The following is a 16,344-nucleotide window of genomic DNA, read 5'->3' as shown; positions in this document are numbered from 1 at the left end:
TACGAATGTTTGAAGACGCCGACGGCGGCGGGGGATTTCGTGTATCTTTCCCGCTGCATGACCGATCTCCCCAAGGCCTCGAATCCGCTTCCGTCACAGGTCGACGTCGTCGTGATCGGCGCCGGCGCGGCCGGGATCGCCGCCGCACGTCGCCTGATGCGGCCGGGTTTGTCGATTTTGGTGCTGGAGGCCCGCGACCGCATCGGCGGGCGCGCCTGGACGCTCAGGGCCGAGGGCGAGGGGTTGGACATGGGCTGCGGCTGGCTGCACTCGGCCGACGACAATGTCCTGGCGGGCCACGTAGAGGCCGAGGGGCTGACGCTGGATCAGACCCCGCCGCCCTGGCGCACCCAGGCCTTCGATCACGAGATGACCCGCGCGGATCAGGCCGCGTTCGGCGAGGCCTTCGCCGCCTTTGACCAGCGCGTCACCGAGGCGGCCGCGCGGGGCGAGGACCGCCCCGCCTCCGATTTCTTCGATCCCGACAGCCGCTGGAACGCGCGGATGGACGCCATCTCCGGCGCCCTGAACGGCGCGCGCTTCGCTGAGGTCTCCAGCCTCGATTACGACGCCTATGGCGACACCGGCGTGAACTGGCGGGTTCGTGAGGGATACGGCCGCCTGATCGCGCGTCTGGGCGAGGCCGTGTCGTCGGTCACGGTGACGGACTGCGCCGTGCGGCGGATCGACCGTTCCGGTCCGGTGCTGCGGCTGGAGACCAGCCGGGGCGAACTGACCGCGCGGATCGTGATCCTGACCGTGCCCAACAGTCTGATCGCGACCGAGACCGTCCGCATCGACCCGCCTGTTACCGCCTTGCTTGAGGCGACGGCGGGCGTGCCCCTGGGCCTGGCGTCCAAGGTGCATATGACGGTGCGCGGCGCCGGCGATTTCCAGCCTGACACCCAGCTGTGGACCCGCACCGACACGGCCGAAACGGGCGGCTATCACCTGCGGCCATTCGGGCGTCCGATGATCGAGGCCTATTTCGGCGCCGACCTGGCCTGGGGGCTGGAGGCGCAAGGCCCGGCCGCCCTGTTCGATTTCGCCGTCTCCGAACTGGTTGCGGCCCTGGGTTCGGACATGCGCAGACGGCTGGAGGCGGTCGCAGTCAGTGGATGGGGTGTCGATCCCTGGTCGCGCGGCGCCTATTCCCACGCCCTGCCGGGCCATGCGGCAGACCGGGCGAAACTGCGCACCTCGGTCGAGGACCGGATCTTCTTGGCCGGCGAGGCGACGGCGCCCGTCTATTACGGCACGGCGCACGGGGCCTGGATGGAGGGGCAGCGGGCGGCCGATGCGGCCCTTATCGCCCTGGGTCTTGACCCGCGTCGCGACGACGGCGACAGCGAGGCATGAAGCCCGCCAAGGCCCGAAAGCTCGCCGCCAAGCCGGCCGCCAAACGCCCGTCCATCATGACCGGCGCGTCCATTCCCGTGCTGCGCTGGCCGCCGGACGAGGACCGGGTCGAGACCATCTTCGAACGCCTGTCGGGCGTCATGCCCGACCCCAAGACCGAGCTGAACTTCTCCAATCCCTACACCCTGGTCGTCGCCGTCGCCTTGTCGGCCCAGGCCACGGACGTTTCGGTCAACAAGGCGACCGACCGGCTGTTCAAGGTTGCGGACACGCCGCAGAAGATGCTGGCTTTGGGCGAAGAGGGGCTGGTTCCCTACATCGCCTCCATCGGCCTTTATCGCGGCAAGGCCAGGAACGTCATCGCCCTGAGCCGCATCGTTCTGGAGCAGCACGGCGGCGAGGTCCCGCTGAACCGCGCCAATCTTCAGGCCCTGCCCGGCGTGGGGCGCAAGACGGCCTCGGTGGTGCTGAACGAACTGGGGATAGAGGCGGCCATCGCGGTGGACACCCATGTCTTTCGCGTCTCGCACCGGCTGGGCCTAGCCAACGCCGCAACGCCGGACAAGGTCGAGACCCAGCTGTTCAAGGTCGTGCCGGAAGAATGGCTGCCCAAGGCGCACCACTGGCTGATCCTACACGGCCGCTACACCTGCACGGCCAGGAAGCCCAAATGCCTGTCATGCCTCATCGCCGACCTGTGTCCCTCACGAGCCGGGCTGCTGGCGCTGGGCGAGGCGGCTTAGGGCAGGCTGACGGCGTCGGGGCCGTGGGTCAGCTTCGACGACAGGACCTTCAGCACCCTGAGGGCAGCAGCCAGATCGTCGTCCGATATGCCCTCGAACATCCGCTGACGCATGGCGGCGGCATGGATATCGAATGCGCCTAAAGCAGCGTGGCCGGACGGTTCCATGGCGATGAGCCACGATCGACCGTCGCCGACCATGCGACGACGCGTGACCATGCCGTCCCGTTCCAACCGTTGGACCAGCCGGGTCAGAGAGGCCCCGGACAACTCCATACGCGCCGACAATTCGGACAGCGTAAGCCCCTTGGGGTGGTCCTTGAGATGGTAGAGAACCAAGGTGGGCGCGCCTGTGTGGCCTGCTTCTCGAAACAAATCGGCAACCCGGGACTTCCACCGTCGGGCGGTCACCATGACCTGTATCGCGACCTGCAACTGCATGGCCTCGCGAGGCGAAGACGCCGAAGCGACGGAAAAAACTGGCAAGATCGACCCCGATGAACCGGATACTAGGCGGCCACTTTTACGTTTAAGGTTTCACATCCGATCACAAGAACTGATTCCCCTTCAGGTTGAGGGTTAGCGCGCTAATCATGCTGACACCTGTCTTGAACGGTTTGCATGCGAAGACCTTTCGATTGATCCATGAAAGGTCTTGCTCTTGCGCCTTTTCGACAAACCCAAAGACGACGGCGCGCTAGTCGAACTGCGCAGCATGATGGCGGCGGTGGAGCGGTCACAGGCCGTCATTCAGTTCGATCTGAACGGCACGATTCGCGACGCGAACCCCAACTTCCTGTCCGTCGTCGGTTACGACCTCAGCGAGATCGTGGGCCGCCACCACCGCATGTTCGTCGATCCTGCAGAAGCTCAGACCCCGGCCTACGCCGAGTTCTGGCGTCGGCTCAACGCTGGCGAGTTCGTCTCGGAAAAGTTCATCCGCTACGGCAAGGGCGGGCATCGGGTCGTGATCGAGGCCAGCTACAATCCCATTCTCGATACCGCAGGCCGTCCCTACAAGGTCGTGAAGTTCGCCATGGACGTCACCGCCGTCGAGGAAGAGCGCGAACGGCGCGCCGAGGTGGAACGCCAGTCCGCCCAGGTTCAGGCCGCTATCGTCGAAGGCACGGCCAAGGGTCTGTCGGCCATGGCGTCGGGCGACCTGTCCTATCGCATCCAGGAAGACTTCCCCGGCGACTACGCCGTCCTGCGCGAGAACTTCAACCGCGCCATGTCTGCGCTGGACGAGGCCGTCGGCGTGATCGGCGTCAACGCCGGATCGATGCAGTCGGGCGCCCACGAGATCAGCAGCGCCGCCGAAGATCTGTCGCGCCGCACCGAACAACAGGCCGCCAGTCTGGAAGAGACCGCCGCCGCCCTCGATGAAATCACTGCGACCGTCCGCAAGACGGCCGAGAATGCCCAGGCGGCGGACGTCGTGGTCACGCAGGGCCGGACCCAGGCCGAGACCGGCGGCGTGGTCGTCCAGAAGGCCGTGGCCGCCATGGGCGAGATCGAACGATCGTCGGATCAGATCGGCCAGATCATCGGCGTCATCGACGAGATCGCCTTCCAGACCAACCTCCTGGCTCTCAACGCGGGGGTCGAGGCCGCGCGGGCCGGCGAGGCCGGTCGCGGTTTTGCGGTCGTGGCGTCGGAAGTCCGGGCTCTGGCCCAGCGCTCGGCGGAATCGGCCAAGGAGATCAAGACGCTGATCTCGGCCAGCAGCGGCCAGGTCAAGGACGGCGTGGTTCTGGTGCGGCAGTCGGGCGAGGCCCTGACCGGCATCGCCGGCCGGATCGAGGAAATCACCACCCTGATGAGCGAAATTCGCGCCTCGACCCAGGAACAGGCGGTCGGCCTGGCCGAGGTCAACACCGCCGTAAACCAGATGGACCAGGTCACCCAGCAGAACGCCGCCATGGTCGAAGAGTCGACGGCCGCCAGCCTGAGCCTCAGCCGCGAAGCCGCCGAACTGGCCGAACTGGTCGGACGGTTCGAGACCAGCCAGGTCGCGGCGGCTCCGACGCCCATTCACAAGGCCCCCGTGCAGCAGATGAAGTCGCGGATCGAGAGCTTCGCCCGCGCCCAAGCCGCGCCCGCTCGGGCGCGCATGGCCGTTGGCGGCGGTCGCGCCGCAGCGGTCCAGTCCGACTGGGAGGAGTTCTGATGACCGCCCGTGCGCCCGGACAACGCGAACTGGTCGGCTTCCGCGTCGGGGAACAGGCCTTCTGCATCGACATAACCTCGGTGCTGGAGATCCGCGGCTGGACGGCGACCACGCCGCTACCCGGCGCGCCGGCCTATATGAAGGGCGTGGTCAATCTGCGCGGAACGGTGCTGCCGATCATCGACCTGGCCTCGCGGCTGGGCCTGCCGTCGACCGAGCCGTCCGCGCGTCACGCCATCGTGGTCGTGCGCTGTGGCGAACGCACCGTCGGCCTGCTGGTCGAGGGCGTGTCGGACATCATGCAACTGGATGATGCGGCGCGTCAGGACCCGCCGAACATGGGCGAGGCTCAGGGCCCCAGCGTGGTCTCGGGGGTGTTCGCGGTCGACAGCAATCTGATCAGCCTGCTCGACCTGGACAATCTGCTGCCCCCGGTGCGCGAGGCGGCTTAAGCCTCCAGCCGCGCCTTCACGGCCTCAGCGAAGCCGGCGCCGTTCTGCGGGTCGTGGTCCAGATAGAAGTCCGGCTCGATCAGTTCGGCCTCCATCAACACCCACGCCCCCGCATCGTCGCGGGCCAGGTCGATGCGGGCGTACAGCAGCGGCTCGTCGATGGCCGCCAGCACCTGCTGCGCCAGAGCCATGGCCTCGGCGTCCGGCGTCACGGTCGTATAAAGGCCCCCAAACTGCATCTGGATGCGGAAGTCGCCGGGCACGGGGCGTTTGTTGACCGCATGGCTGAACCGGCCGCCGAAGAACAGCAACGAGGTCTCGCCCTCGGTCTCGATGGATTTCAGATAGGGCTGGATCATCGCCGCGCCTTCGGGCGCATCGATCAAGGGTTGGCCGGGCGCCAGACGCAGGGTGCGAAACGCCCCGGCCGACACGGTCGGCTTGACGATCAGCAGCGGCGCGCCGGTCTCGGCGAAGGCGGCGTCCACCTGATCCTGTATCACGCCGTCGGTCCAACGTGTGGGCGGAATGGGCACGCCCTTGTCCGCCAGCCGCGCCAGATAGGCCTTGTCGGAGTTCCAGAGCAGAACCTGCGCCGGATTGGCGACCGGCAGCCCCGCCTCGGTCCAAGTCGCACAGGCCTTCAGCCAGCGCCTATGGTCGCGGTGATAGCCCCAGGCGATGACCGGCAGGATCAGGTCATAGGCCGCCAGACCCGAGGCATCCTCGACATGATCGGTCCAGGGCGTGGCGACGACGGCCGCGCCCGTGCTCTCCAGCGTCGCTTTCAGCCGCTCCAGCACCTCGGGCCAACGGCCGATATAGGAGCGGTCGGACGGATCGGGGATCAGGACGGCGATCTGGGTCATGAGATCCTCATATCGAAGGGGGGACGAGCATATAAGGGCTTCCTTATATGATTTTGGATGACGCGGGGTCGTTCACCCGCTAAGGCGCGACCATGACCCAGAACACCGCCCAATATGACGTCTGCGCCGTCGGCAACGCCATCGTCGACGTGCTCAGCCCCTGCGACGCCGCCTTTCTGACGGCCCAGAACCTGGCCCCCAACTCCATGCAGTTGGTCGACGCCGAACGCAGCGCCGCCCTGTATGACGCCATGGCGCCGGGCGTCGAGGCCTCGGGCGGTTCGGCCGGCAACACCGTGGCGGGCGTCGGCTCGTTCGGCGGTCGCGCGGCCTATATCGGCAAGGTGGCGGACGACACCCTGGGCGAGGTGTTCAGCCACGACATCCGCGCCGCCGGCGTCCACTTCACCACCCCGGTCCTGACGGGCGGGGCGGACAAGGGCTTCGGCACCGGCCGCTGCCTGATCAACGTCCTGTCGGACGGCGCGCGCACCATGGCCACCTTCCTGGGCGCCGCGAACCAGCTGTATGCCGACGACATCGATGAGGCTCTGATCGCCTCCAGTGAGATCGTCTATCTGGAAGGCTATCTGTTCGACCCGGCGCCCGCCCGCGCCGCCTTCGAGCGCGCCGCCGCCGCCGCGCACAAGGCGGGCCGCAAGGTCGCCATCACCTTGTCCGACACCTTCGTCGTCGCCCGCTGGCGGGCCGAGTTGCTGGACTTCATCACCCAGTCCGCCGACATCGTCCTGGCCAATGAGGCCGAGCTGGGCGCCCTGTTCGAGACCGAAGACTTCGACGCCGCCGCCGCGAAGTTGGCCGCCATCGTCGAGATCGCCGCCGTCACGCGTGGCGAGCACGGCTCGGTCGTGATCAAGGGCGACGAGCGCGTCGTCGTCGCCGCCTATCCGGTCGCCAAGGTCATCGACACCACCGGCGCCGGCGACCAGTACGCCGCCGGCTTCCTGCTTGGCGTCGCGCGCGGCCTGACTCTGGAAGAGGCCGGCAAGCTGGGCTCGCTGGCGGCGTCCGAAGTCATCGCCCACTGGGGCCCGCGCCCGATGGTGAAACTGGCCGATCTGGCCGGCGAGCACGGGTTGAAGATCTAGAAATCACCGTCTCCTCTCCACTTCTTGGGGAGATGGCGCGGTGCTTCTTCAGCGCCGTGCCGGAGGGGTTCTTCGGCGCATCACAAGCGTCTGTGGGACTTCAAGCCCCTCCACCACGCTTCGCGCGGTCCCCCTCCCCACAGGTGGGGAGGAGACGTCGGCTTTCAGCTCTTCCACCGCAGCGTAACCGGCTGGATCGGGTTCACGAACGTCCGGTCCTCGGCCCGGCTCTTGGCCCATTCCCGCTTCAGCTGCTGATACCATTTCGCCTGTCTGTCGGCGTCGTCGATCCAGATCAGGGCCGGGTCATAGCGCAGCCCTTCGTTCTGCAGGTTCACCATGCCGCCGTCCTGCTTCAGGAAGGCGACCACGCCCATACGCAGGAAGGGCTTGGCCAGGTCGAAGATCCAGTGGTCGGACCAGAAGATCTGGGTGATCCGCGTCTTCGTGTCTGTGATCGGGGTCAGGCAGGTCAGGGCCAGGACCTGTCTTTCGCCGACCTGAATATGCTCCCAGCGGAAGCCGGGCAGGCGGAAGGTGATCTCGGTCGCCGGCGCGCCGCCCAGGATCTTGTAGAGGCGGCTGTTCGACGACGGCGCGTGGCGCACCATGGCCCAGCCGAACTCGGTCGGCGCGAACGCCTTGGCCTTCTCGTGCATCGAATGTTCGGACCGCCACCACCATTGCTGGTGGACGTAAGGGCCGTGTGCCGGGTCCATCAGGCCGACGACGGCGTGGTCGATATGGCTGTCGAAATCCATCGCCTCGACCAGCTTGGCCTCGCCGCCGACAACGCCGGGGAAGACTGGCGGCTCGTGGTCCGGCTCCATCGGATTGCGCGCGTCCGACGCCATCCAGACGAAGACGATCCCCTGGCTCTCGCGCACCGGATAGGACCGCACGCGAATGCGATTGGCCTCGAACGCCTGGTCCTCGACCAGCGAAGGGATGGCGGCGCAGACCCCGTCGGTACGGAAACGCCAGCCGTGATAGGGGCATTCGACCGTCTCACCCTCGCCGGGCTTCTCCACCAGCTTTCCTGCCGACAGCGGCGCGGCGCGGTGGGGACAGATGTCGCGCATGGCATAGACCTGGCCCGCGCGTGTGCGGCCGATCAGCACCGGCTCGCCCATGATCTCGTAGCGTTTCAGGCTGGCGGGCGCGACGTCGCGGCCCAGGGCGACGAAATACCAGGCGTCGGTGACGAACCCCTTGCCGAACGGACTGACGCCCGCCTTGGACGGGGCGGCTTCGGCCATGGGTGTGGCTTGGGTAGGCTGAACGGGAGCGGCGGTCATCCGCGCTGTTTAACAGCGTGGGCGTCGCAGCCATAGACCCTTCCCCTGCCTGTCGCGGCGGGGCTATGTCTTGTCCGAAGAACGCCGCTCAGGTCGTCCAAGGGAAGTTTCGCCATGTTCCGCATCCTCGCCATCGCCGCCGCCATGCTGGGCGCGCCGGCTATCGCTTCGGCCCAGGACGGGCACGGGACGCATCCCGAACACGGCCACAGCCATGCGGCCTTCGTTTCCGACCGCATCCATGTCCGCGTCGACGGCGACATGGATGGGCGCGACATCATCCTGATCCCCGGCCTCAGTTCCTCGCCCGAGGTCTGGCAGGGGACGGTGGATCATCTGACGGCCCAGGACGGTGCCGGCTGGCGCATCCACCGCATCCACGTCCAGGGCTTCGCCGGCGCGCCGGCCGAGGGCAACGCCCAGGGCGCCACGCCCAGCCTCGTCGCCGCTCCGGTCGCCGAGGAGATCGCCCGCTACATCCGCGAGAACGGACTGATCAAGCCGGCCGTGGTCGGACATTCGATGGGCGGGACCATCGGCTTGATGCTGGCGGCCAGTCATCCCGACAGCGTCGGCAAACTGATGGTCGTGGACATGGTGCCCTTTATGGGGGCGATGTTCGCAGCGCCGGGCGCGATGGCCGACAGCGTGACCCCCGTCGCCGACCAGATCTGGACCGCCCAATCCAGCAGCCCGCGCGAGGCCTATGTCGCCCAGGCCACGACCGCCATCACCGGCATGATCAACACCGAGAGCCGCCGCGCCGAGGCGCTGGAGGACATGAGGACCAGCGACCAGAAGGTCTCCGCCGCCGCCTTCCGCGAACTGATCACCACCGACCTGCGCCCCGAACTGTCGAAGATCACCGCCCCGACCGAGGTGCTGTACGTCAAGTTCAACGATGCGCGCATGACGCCCCAGATCACCGACGCCATCTATCAGGCCTCGTTCGCCAATCTGAAAGGCGTCGAACTGAAGCGCATCGACGACAGCGCCCACTTCATCATGTTCGACCAGCCTCAGGCCTTCTACGGCGACCTGGACGCCTTCCTGGCCCAGTGAGCCATCCGGCCGCGAAACGGATCGTCGGTCTGTATCAGGACAGGGCCGACGACTGGATCAGAGACCGGGGCGCGGTCCTGCACCACGGCGACGGCGGCCTGGACGAAGCCGCCTGGCTCGACCGCTTCGTCGACGGACTGCCTCCGGCGGCCTCCATCCTGGACGTGGGTTGCGGATCGGGCTGGCCCATCGGTGCGGCCCTTCTGGAACGAGGGTTCAAGGTCATGGGTCTGGATGCGTCGCCGGCCCTGATCGCCCATGCCCAGGCCACCTTGCCGACGGGCGTGTGGGCGACGGCGGATATGCGAGAACCCCTGCCGAACCTTCTTTTCGACGGCGTGCTGGCTTGGCACAGCCTGTTTCACCTCAGCCCCGAAGAGCAGCAGAGGGTGCTGCCGGAACTGGCGCGCTGCGTCTCCGACGGCGGACGGTTGATGTTTACCTCCGGTCCAGCGCACGGCGAGACCATCGGCGTGTGGCGAGGCGAGCCCCTGTATCACGCCAGCCTCGATCCCGAGGCCTATCGCGCCCTGCTGACCGACGCGGGTTTGACCATCGACGGCGACGGGGCGAAAACGGGGGTCTGGCTGGCCCGACGCGCCTTTCTTTCGGCGAAATAGCCGCTCACGATCCCGTGAAGTCGGCGGGACCGTTTCGGCGGTCGTTCATCCGCGATACACAGCCTCTGAACGAAAACCCGCCCAGCGCGGCATCTGAAGGATAGTCATGGCGGGTCCAGGTAACGGGGGCGGACAACAGGCGCAGGGCAAGCCCCGCCGGTCGGCCTGGCAACGGCTGTTCTACTGGAGCGCGGTGCTGGCGGTCTGGGGGCTGATCTTCCTGGTCGTCTTCTTCGCCGTCTTCGCGCGCGGCCTGCCGGACACTTCCAGCCTGTACAAGGTCGATCGCCAGCCCTCGATCACCTATCTGGACCGCAACGGCGCCCTGATCGCGACGCGAGGCACCCAGATGGCGCCGCCGGCCGATCTGGACGCCTTGCCGGACTATGTGCCCGCAGCCTTCATCGCCATCGAGGACCGGCGCTTCTATCACCACCCCGGCTTCGACCCGATCGGCATGGCCCGCGCCATGGCGACCAATATGCGCGCCGGGCGCGTGGTGCAGGGCGGATCGACCCTGACGCAGCAACTGGCCAAGAACCTGTTCCTGACGCCTGACCAGAACATGCGCCGCAAGGTGCAGGAACTGATGCTGGCGGTCTGGCTGGAGATGAAATTCTCTAAGAAGGAAATCCTGGCCCTGTATCTGAACCGGGTCTATTTCGGCGCCGGCGCCTATGGGATCGAGGCGGCGTCGCAACGCTATTTCGACAAGTCGGCCAAGAACCTGACCGTGGGCGAGGCCGCGCTGCTGGCCGGCCTGCTGAAGGCGCCGTCGCGCTATTCGCCGGTGTCCGAGAGCGAGCGCGCCGCCGCTCGCGCCACCGTCGTCCTGAACGAGATGGAAGAGGCCGGCGTCATCACCGCCGCCCAGCGCGAACAGGCCGTGACCCAGCCGGTCATCGTCTCGCGAACGCTTGCGACCCAGCACGCCCAATATTTCATCGACTGGCTGGACAAGTCGATCCGCAGCCTGGTCGGCGAACCGACCGAGGACATGGTGGTCGAGACCACCCTGGACCTGACGCTGCAGACGTCTGCCGAGCGGTCGGTGCGTCGCATCCTGGACCGCGACGAGGGCAAGGGCGTGCAGCAGGCGGCCCTGGTCGCCCTGGACGGCGACGGCCGAGTGCGTGCCATGATCGGCGGCGCCTCCTATGCCGACAGCCAGTTCAACCGCGCCGTCGATGCGCGCCGTCAGGCGGGTTCGGCCTTCAAACCCTTCGTCTATCTGGCGGCGGTCGAGGCCGGTTACACGCCCCAGACCCCGGTGGTCGATCAGCCGATCACCATCGGCAACTGGTCGCCCCGCAACTATTCCGGGACCTTCAGCGGCAACATGACCCTGGCCCAGGCCGTGGCCCAGTCCACCAATACGGTCGCCGCCTATGTCGCCGATCAGGTCGGTCGCGACAGCGTCGCCCGCGCCGCGCGCCGCCTGGGTATCGAAAGCCGCATCGGCCTGGAACCGGCCATGGCGCTTGGCGCCGTCGAGGTTTCGCCGCTGGAGATGGCCACCGCCTATGACGCCTTCGCCAATGGCGGACGCCGCGTGGACGCCTATGGCATCAGCCGCATCCGCACGCCCCAGGGCCGCGTCATCTATCAGCGCGAGACCGGCCAAAGCGGCCAGGCGATCAACAATCCGTCGCTCTATTATATGAACCAGATGTTGCGCGGGGTCATGACCTCCGGCACCGGCCGCGGTGCGGCCATCACCGGCCGCGACCTGGCCGGCAAGTCGGGCACGACGTCGGACTACAAGGACGCCTGGTTCGTCGGCTACACCGGCGGCTTCGTCACCGCTGTCTGGGTCGGCAAGGACGACAACACGGCCATGCGCGGCGTGACGGGCGGCTCGTCGCCCGCCGCCATCTGGAAGGGCTTCATGGAGGCGGCCCTGCCGCGCTTGAACGCCCCCCGCATCCCCGACGGCCCGGCCATGCCCGAGGGCTGGGTCGCGCCCGATCCGGTGGGCGACCTGATGAGCGGCCTGGACCAGAACGGCCTGCCGGTCGAACCCGTCGATCCGCTGCTGGGCGAGCCCTATGTCGAAGACCCGGAGGCGCAGGTCCAGCAGCCGTCGCCGAAACAGCCGACGTTCCGCCCGACCTCGCCCCAACCGTCTCCAAAGCCCATGCAGCGCGACACGCCCAACCAGCAACCGGAAGGTCGCCAGCCCGAACGCAAGGGCGACGCCCTGTTCTTCTGACCCACGCAGGCGTGCGCTTAACACGGGCGGGCTTTGCCGCTACGGTGGAGCCATGTCGGTGAGCGCAACGAGCGACGACGGAACGACGACGCTCATCATCGAGACGCCGGAGACGGCGGCTGTGGCCGCCCTGGCCGACGTCAGCGACATTCTTGAGGTCTGCGCCCGCGTCACCGGCATGGGCTATGTCGTCGTCGCCCATGTGACCGAGGACCGCTGGCTGGCCTGCGCCGTGCTGGACGAGGTCAACTTCGGCCTGCCGGTCGGGGGCGAACTGCCGATCCGCTCCACCCTGTGCAACGAGGTGCGCCAGACCCGCGCGCCCATCGCCTTCGACCAAGCCTCGGCGGACCAGCTTTGGCGCGATCACCAGACGCCCAAGGCCTATGGACTGGAAAGCTATATCGCCGTGCCCATCGTGCTCGATGACGGCGACTTCTTCGGCACCCTGTGCGCCATCGACCCCCGGCCGGCGCCCGCCTCGCGGCCCGAGACGGTGCGGATGTTCGAACTGTTCGCGCGTCTGATCGCGACACAGCTGGACGCCGGCCGGCGACTGGCCTTGTCCGAGGCCGCGCTGATGGATGCGCGCGAGACGGCCGAACTGCGCGATCAGTTCATCGCCGTCCTGGGCCATGACCTGCGCAATCCGCTGGCGGCGATCGAGGCGGGCGCGACCCTGTTGGAACGCAAGGTCACCGGCGAGGACACGCGCCGGATCCTGGGCGAGATGCGCGGCTCGGCGGGACGCATGAGCCGGCTGATCAACGACGTGCTGGATTTCGCCCGCGGTCGTCTGGGCGGCGGGCTCAGCCTGGCGCGGCGCCCCGCGACCGAACTGCCGGCCATGCTCAATCAGGTGGTGGACGAGCTGCGCGCCGCCCACCCCGGCCGGATCGTTCAGGCTGGCATCGCCCTGACCGACGCCGTGCCGGGCGATCCGGACCGGATCGCCCAACTGATGTCCAACCTCCTGGCCAACGCCCTGGTGCATGGCGACCCCGACCAGCCGGTGCGGGTGGCCGCCGCCGTGGTGGGCCAGACCTTCGAACTGTCGGTGGCCAATGGCGGCCGGCCTATTCCCGAGACGGTGCAGCCGCGCCTGTTCCAGCCGTTCAACCGCCGCGACACGGCCGACGTGCGCGACGGTCTGGGCCTGGGCCTTTATATCGCCAGCCAGATCGCCACCGCCCACAACGGCGAACTGACGGTCGTTTCGGACGAGGTCGAGACACGGTTCGTCTTCCGCATGCCGGTCGCGGCGACGTCCTTGCCGCTCTAGGCGACGACCGTCGTCATGCCACCCTCACCGGGGGCATGACAGATCGCCTTCCTGGCATTGCGACAGGGTCCGCAACTGCCGGGTCCGTTCCGTCGTCAGGCGTGCGACGCAGGCCGAATGCACCATCGGATAGGCGGACCCGCCCTGGACGCCCGACGCTTCGAAGCGGCATTCCTGATCGCGGAAGCTGATCCAGGTGCGTTGGGCGGTGCGCAGCAACGTCCGGCTGGGCGTCGATAGCCGCGCCATCGTGGCTGTGTATTGGGCGTTCAGCGCCCGGTCCGCCCTCTGCATGTCCTGGGCGGCGTTCGCGTTCATCGTCGCCTGCGACTGCGCCGATGCGGAAGACGCGCCGGCGAGGGCTAGACCGAAGGCGACCGACAGGGTGATCATCGTTTTCATGGGGCGTTCCTGATTGGGATGGCGCAGACCAAACGCGCCGAGGCTCAGGAGTTTCCGTATGGATCGACCGGTGCCTTACCGCCCCACCGCGTGCAGGGCGCCGCCATAATCCTTCAGCCATTTGCGCCACGGCCTGTGATCTCCGACCAGACGTTCGACCACGGACCAGTAGGCCGGGCTGTGGTCGGCGTGAACCAGGTGGGCGACCTCGTGTGCGGCGAGGTAGTCGATGACCGGGGGCGGGGCCATGATGACGCGCCAGGAATAGCGGATGGTGCGATTGTGCGGGCTGCACGAGCCCCAGCGCGACCGGGTGTCGGCGATCGACATCTTCACCGGCGTCTGGCCCAGCGCGCGCAGGTGATGGTCGGTGCGTTCCAGAAGCGTGTCGCGCGCCTCGCGCTTCAGCAGGTTCTCGACCCGCCGCGCATAGGCCTCGCCCTCGCCGCCCGAGCGGATGACGGTTCCCTCTTCGACCAGCCGCGCTGCGCCGGCGCCCGGCACGGCTTCCAGCCGCACGGGGCGACCGCGCAGGGAAATGACCTGACCCGGCTCCAGCGGTCGGCCCTTTGGCCGCACCGCCAGCCGTTCGCAGATCCAGACGGACTTGGTCCGGGCGAAGGCGACGGCCTGGGTCAGGCCACGCTCGGTCGGGGCGATGACCACGGCCTCGCCCGCCCGCGCGTCGATCCGCACCGACAGTCGTCGGGCGCGTGGATTGACCGACAGTCTCAGGACGGGACCAGACCCGCCCCCCTCGTCAAGCGGCAGCCGCTGATCGTTGCGGTACGCCACCGATGGCCTCGTTCTGGGCGATGAAATCGCGGACGCGGGGATAAATCTCGTCACGGAAGCGACGGCCGTTGAACACGCCGTAATGGCCCACGCCCGGCTGGACATAGAGCACGCGGCGGTCCTCGGGGATGTTGGGGCACAGGCCGTGCGCGGCTTGCGTCTGGCCGACGCCGGAGATGTCGTCCTTCTCGCCCTCGACAGTCATCAGGCCGATGTCGGTGATCTTGGACAGATCGACCTTGCGCCCGCGATGCTCCAACAGGCCCCGCGCCAGCAGATGCTGCTGGAAGACGATGTCGATGGTCTGGAGATAGAATTCCTCGGTCAGGTCCAGCACCGACAGATATTCGTCGTAGAACTCCTCGTGCTTATCGACCCCGTCGCCATCGCCGTCGATCAGGCTGTTGAAATAGTCCCAGTGGGCGTCGCGGTGGCGCGCCTCGTTCATCGACATGAAGCTGTAGAGCTGGACGAAGCCCGGATAGACGCGGCGCCCGAACCCGGAATAGGGCAGGGGCACGGTGTGGATCATGTTGGACTTGAACCAGGTGAAGGGCTTTTCCTCCGCCAGCTGGTTGGTCACGGTCGGCGACAGGCGCGCATCGATGGGCGAGCCCATGAAGGTCATGGACAGGGGCCGGTTCTCGTCGCCGTCCTCGGCCATCACGGCCCCGGCCGCCAGCACCGGCGGGCCGGGCTGGCACACGCCGACGACATGGGCGCGGCCGCCGATCTCGGCCAGCATCATGCGGACGTGATCGATATAGTCGAAGAAGTCGAACCGACCTTCCAGCACCGGCACTTGGCGGGCGTTGATCCAGTCGGTGACATAGACGTCGTGGTCCTGAAGGAAGCCCTCGACCGTGCCGCGCAGCAGGGTGGCGTAGTGACCCGACAGCGGGGCCACGATCAGGACGGCGGGCGCGGCGACGGGTTTGCCCGCCCGTTTCAAGTCGCCGATGTTGCGCGCGAACCGGACCAGGCGGCACCACGGGCTCTGCCAGATCACCTGTTCGGTGGTGCGGACGGTCTTGCCGCCGATCTCCAGGGTCTCCAGCTTCCAGTCCGGCTTGCCGTACCGCCGCGTGACGCTCTCGAACAGTTCGGCCGAGGCGTAGGCCGTGCGCCCGATCGCGGTGTCCGCCGCCGGATTGAAGGGCGAAGTCCAGAAGTTTCGCGCCATCTGGGCGCCGACCCGGAACGGCAGGGCGGATTGGTAGGCGAGTTCATGAAATGCGTAGAGCATGACGATCCGTTACGGCCCATCGCCGTTTGTGCAGGGCAACATATAATGCATCACCCTGCAAAAGGATTATGAGGCAGCGGAATAGCCCTTACCCCGCCCATTCAACCTCGGGCGATGGCGTCCTCGATGATCTTGGTCGTCTTGTCCGGTCCCATTCCATAGGCGACGGCCGTGCGGAACTTGCCGTCCGGCCCCATCAGATAGACGGTCAGGGAGTGGTTCATCGTATAGGCCTCGCCCTCGCCGACCTTCTCGTAGAAGGCGCGGTAAGCCTTGGCCGCCGTCGCCACCTGTTCCGGCGTGCCGGTCAGACCAATGGTCCCCTTCGGAAACCCGTCCGACGACAGATAGTCCTTCAGCGCCTGGGGCGTGTCGCGCTGGGGATCGACGCTGACGAAGACGATCTGAAGATTCTTGGCCTTGTCGTCCAGCCGCTGCTGCACGACGGCCATTTCCGCCAGGGTCGTGGGGCAGAACTCGGGGCAGTAGGTGAAGCCGAAAAAGACCAGGCTCCATTTGCCGTTCAACATCGTCTGATCGACGGGCCGTCCGTCCTGGTTCACCAGGTTGAAGTCCCCGCCGACCAGAGGCTGGCCGGTCGATGTGATCTCGGCGCCGTTCGACGCCGGCGTGCGGCCGCTCACCACCACGACGGTGATGATGGCCAGGGCCACGGCGATGGCGATACAGGCGCCCGCGAACAGCAGGATGGAACGACGCGGCATG

16 protein-coding genes are annotated in these 16,344 nt (G+C 67.4%); 9 read left to right on the top strand and 7 right to left on the bottom strand.

From position 1 onward, the window contains the following. Positions 1-57 precede the first annotated feature (57 nt). Complete coding sequence (locus CHRYSEO8AT_RS04590; RefSeq protein WP_159846892.1) at positions 58-1,359, top strand: NAD(P)/FAD-dependent oxidoreductase; 1,302 nt, start codon at positions 58-60, stop codon at positions 1,357-1,359. Further along, positions 1,356-2,102: an endonuclease III gene (nth, locus tag CHRYSEO8AT_RS04585; RefSeq protein WP_159846889.1), complete on the top strand. Its 747-nt coding sequence runs from the start codon at positions 1,356-1,358 to the stop codon at positions 2,100-2,102. The genes CHRYSEO8AT_RS04590 and nth overlap by 4 nt, the downstream gene beginning before the upstream one ends. Here the strand turns inward: nth and CHRYSEO8AT_RS04580 are convergent. After that, positions 2,099-2,515, bottom strand: a complete 417-nt coding sequence (locus CHRYSEO8AT_RS04580; RefSeq protein ID WP_255451502.1) for a MarR family winged helix-turn-helix transcriptional regulator — start codon at positions 2,513-2,515, stop codon at positions 2,099-2,101. The two genes, nth and CHRYSEO8AT_RS04580, sit on opposite strands and share 4 nt — an antisense overlap. Positions 2,516-2,762: 247 nt before the next feature. On the opposite strand from CHRYSEO8AT_RS04580, the gene CHRYSEO8AT_RS04575 reads away from it, so the two are divergent. Both CHRYSEO8AT_RS04575 and CHRYSEO8AT_RS04570 read left to right on the top strand, forming a co-directional pair. Further along, positions 2,763-4,271, top strand: coding sequence for a PAS domain-containing methyl-accepting chemotaxis protein (locus CHRYSEO8AT_RS04575; RefSeq protein ID WP_236547421.1), 1,509 nt, complete (start codon positions 2,763-2,765; stop codon positions 4,269-4,271). Next, entirely contained in the window at positions 4,271-4,723 is a 453-nt protein-coding gene (locus CHRYSEO8AT_RS04570; protein WP_159846869.1) for a chemotaxis protein CheW, read from the top strand. The genes CHRYSEO8AT_RS04575 and CHRYSEO8AT_RS04570 overlap by 1 nt, the downstream gene beginning before the upstream one ends. On the opposite strand, the gene CHRYSEO8AT_RS04565 is transcribed toward CHRYSEO8AT_RS04570, so the two are convergent. After that, positions 4,720-5,592: a RimK family alpha-L-glutamate ligase gene (locus CHRYSEO8AT_RS04565; protein WP_159846866.1), complete on the bottom strand. Its 873-nt coding sequence runs from the start codon at positions 5,590-5,592 to the stop codon at positions 4,720-4,722. The two genes, CHRYSEO8AT_RS04570 and CHRYSEO8AT_RS04565, sit on opposite strands and share 4 nt — an antisense overlap. A gap of 92 nt (positions 5,593-5,684) precedes the next feature. Here CHRYSEO8AT_RS04565 and CHRYSEO8AT_RS04560 point away from each other — a divergent pair, with 92 nt between their 5' ends. Next, positions 5,685-6,701, top strand: coding sequence for an adenosine kinase (locus tag CHRYSEO8AT_RS04560; protein WP_159846863.1), 1,017 nt, complete (start codon positions 5,685-5,687; stop codon positions 6,699-6,701). Positions 6,702-6,865: 164 nt separating this feature from the next. On the opposite strand, the gene CHRYSEO8AT_RS04555 is transcribed toward CHRYSEO8AT_RS04560, so the two are convergent. After that, complete coding sequence (locus CHRYSEO8AT_RS04555; protein ID WP_201304358.1) at positions 6,866-7,960, bottom strand: aromatic ring-hydroxylating dioxygenase subunit alpha; 1,095 nt, start codon at positions 7,958-7,960, stop codon at positions 6,866-6,868. Positions 7,961-8,113: 153 nt separating this feature from the next. On the opposite strand from CHRYSEO8AT_RS04555, the gene CHRYSEO8AT_RS04550 reads away from it, so the two are divergent. The 4 genes from CHRYSEO8AT_RS04550 (at position 8,114) to CHRYSEO8AT_RS04535 (ending at position 13,175) form a co-directional block, all read left to right on the top strand. Next, complete coding sequence (locus CHRYSEO8AT_RS04550; RefSeq protein ID WP_159846857.1) at positions 8,114-9,061, top strand: alpha/beta fold hydrolase; 948 nt, start codon at positions 8,114-8,116, stop codon at positions 9,059-9,061. Next, positions 9,058-9,681 carry a trans-aconitate 2-methyltransferase gene (locus CHRYSEO8AT_RS04545; protein ID WP_159846854.1) on the top strand — a complete coding sequence of 208 codons (624 nt, stop codon included), beginning with the start codon at positions 9,058-9,060 and terminating at the stop codon, positions 9,679-9,681. Before CHRYSEO8AT_RS04550 ends, CHRYSEO8AT_RS04545 begins: the two co-directional genes overlap by 4 nt. 106 nt (positions 9,682-9,787) lie before the next feature. Continuing rightward, a complete protein-coding gene (locus CHRYSEO8AT_RS04540) occupies positions 9,788-11,893 on the top strand; it encodes a PBP1A family penicillin-binding protein (RefSeq protein ID WP_159846851.1) in 2,106 nt (701 codons plus the stop codon). 58 nt (positions 11,894-11,951) lie between these two features. After that, on the top strand, positions 11,952-13,175 hold the full coding sequence (locus CHRYSEO8AT_RS04535; protein WP_201304357.1) for a GAF domain-containing sensor histidine kinase: 1,224 nt from the start codon (positions 11,952-11,954) through the stop codon (positions 13,173-13,175). Positions 13,176-13,199: 24 nt separating this feature from the next. Here the strand turns inward: CHRYSEO8AT_RS04535 and CHRYSEO8AT_RS04530 are convergent, their stop codons facing one another. The 4 genes from CHRYSEO8AT_RS04530 to CHRYSEO8AT_RS04515 all read right to left on the bottom strand — a co-directional run bounded on the left by CHRYSEO8AT_RS04530 (position 13,200) and on the right by CHRYSEO8AT_RS04515 (position 16,343). Continuing rightward, complete coding sequence (locus tag CHRYSEO8AT_RS04530) at positions 13,200-13,577, bottom strand: lysozyme inhibitor LprI family protein (protein ID WP_159846845.1); 378 nt, start codon at positions 13,575-13,577, stop codon at positions 13,200-13,202. 75 nt (positions 13,578-13,652) lie between these two features. Continuing rightward, entirely contained in the window at positions 13,653-14,372 is a 720-nt protein-coding gene (locus CHRYSEO8AT_RS04525) for a M48 family metallopeptidase (RefSeq protein WP_159846842.1), read from the bottom strand. Beyond that, positions 14,338-15,618, bottom strand: a complete 1,281-nt coding sequence (locus tag CHRYSEO8AT_RS04520) for a polyhydroxyalkanoate depolymerase (RefSeq protein WP_159846839.1) — start codon at positions 15,616-15,618, stop codon at positions 14,338-14,340. Before CHRYSEO8AT_RS04520 ends, CHRYSEO8AT_RS04525 begins: the two co-directional genes overlap by 35 nt. 101 nt (positions 15,619-15,719) lie before the next feature. After that, entirely contained in the window at positions 15,720-16,343 is a 624-nt protein-coding gene (locus CHRYSEO8AT_RS04515) for an SCO family protein (protein WP_159846836.1), read from the bottom strand. Position 16,344 lies beyond the last annotated feature (1 nt).

The sequence above is a fragment of the Brevundimonas sp. G8 genome (genome assembly GCF_902506205.1).
In the GTDB taxonomy this organism is placed as follows: Bacteria; Pseudomonadota; Alphaproteobacteria; order Caulobacterales; family Caulobacteraceae; genus Brevundimonas.
The sequence above is the reverse complement of the archived record's forward strand: the minus strand, read 5'-3'. Positions and strand labels throughout refer to the sequence as shown.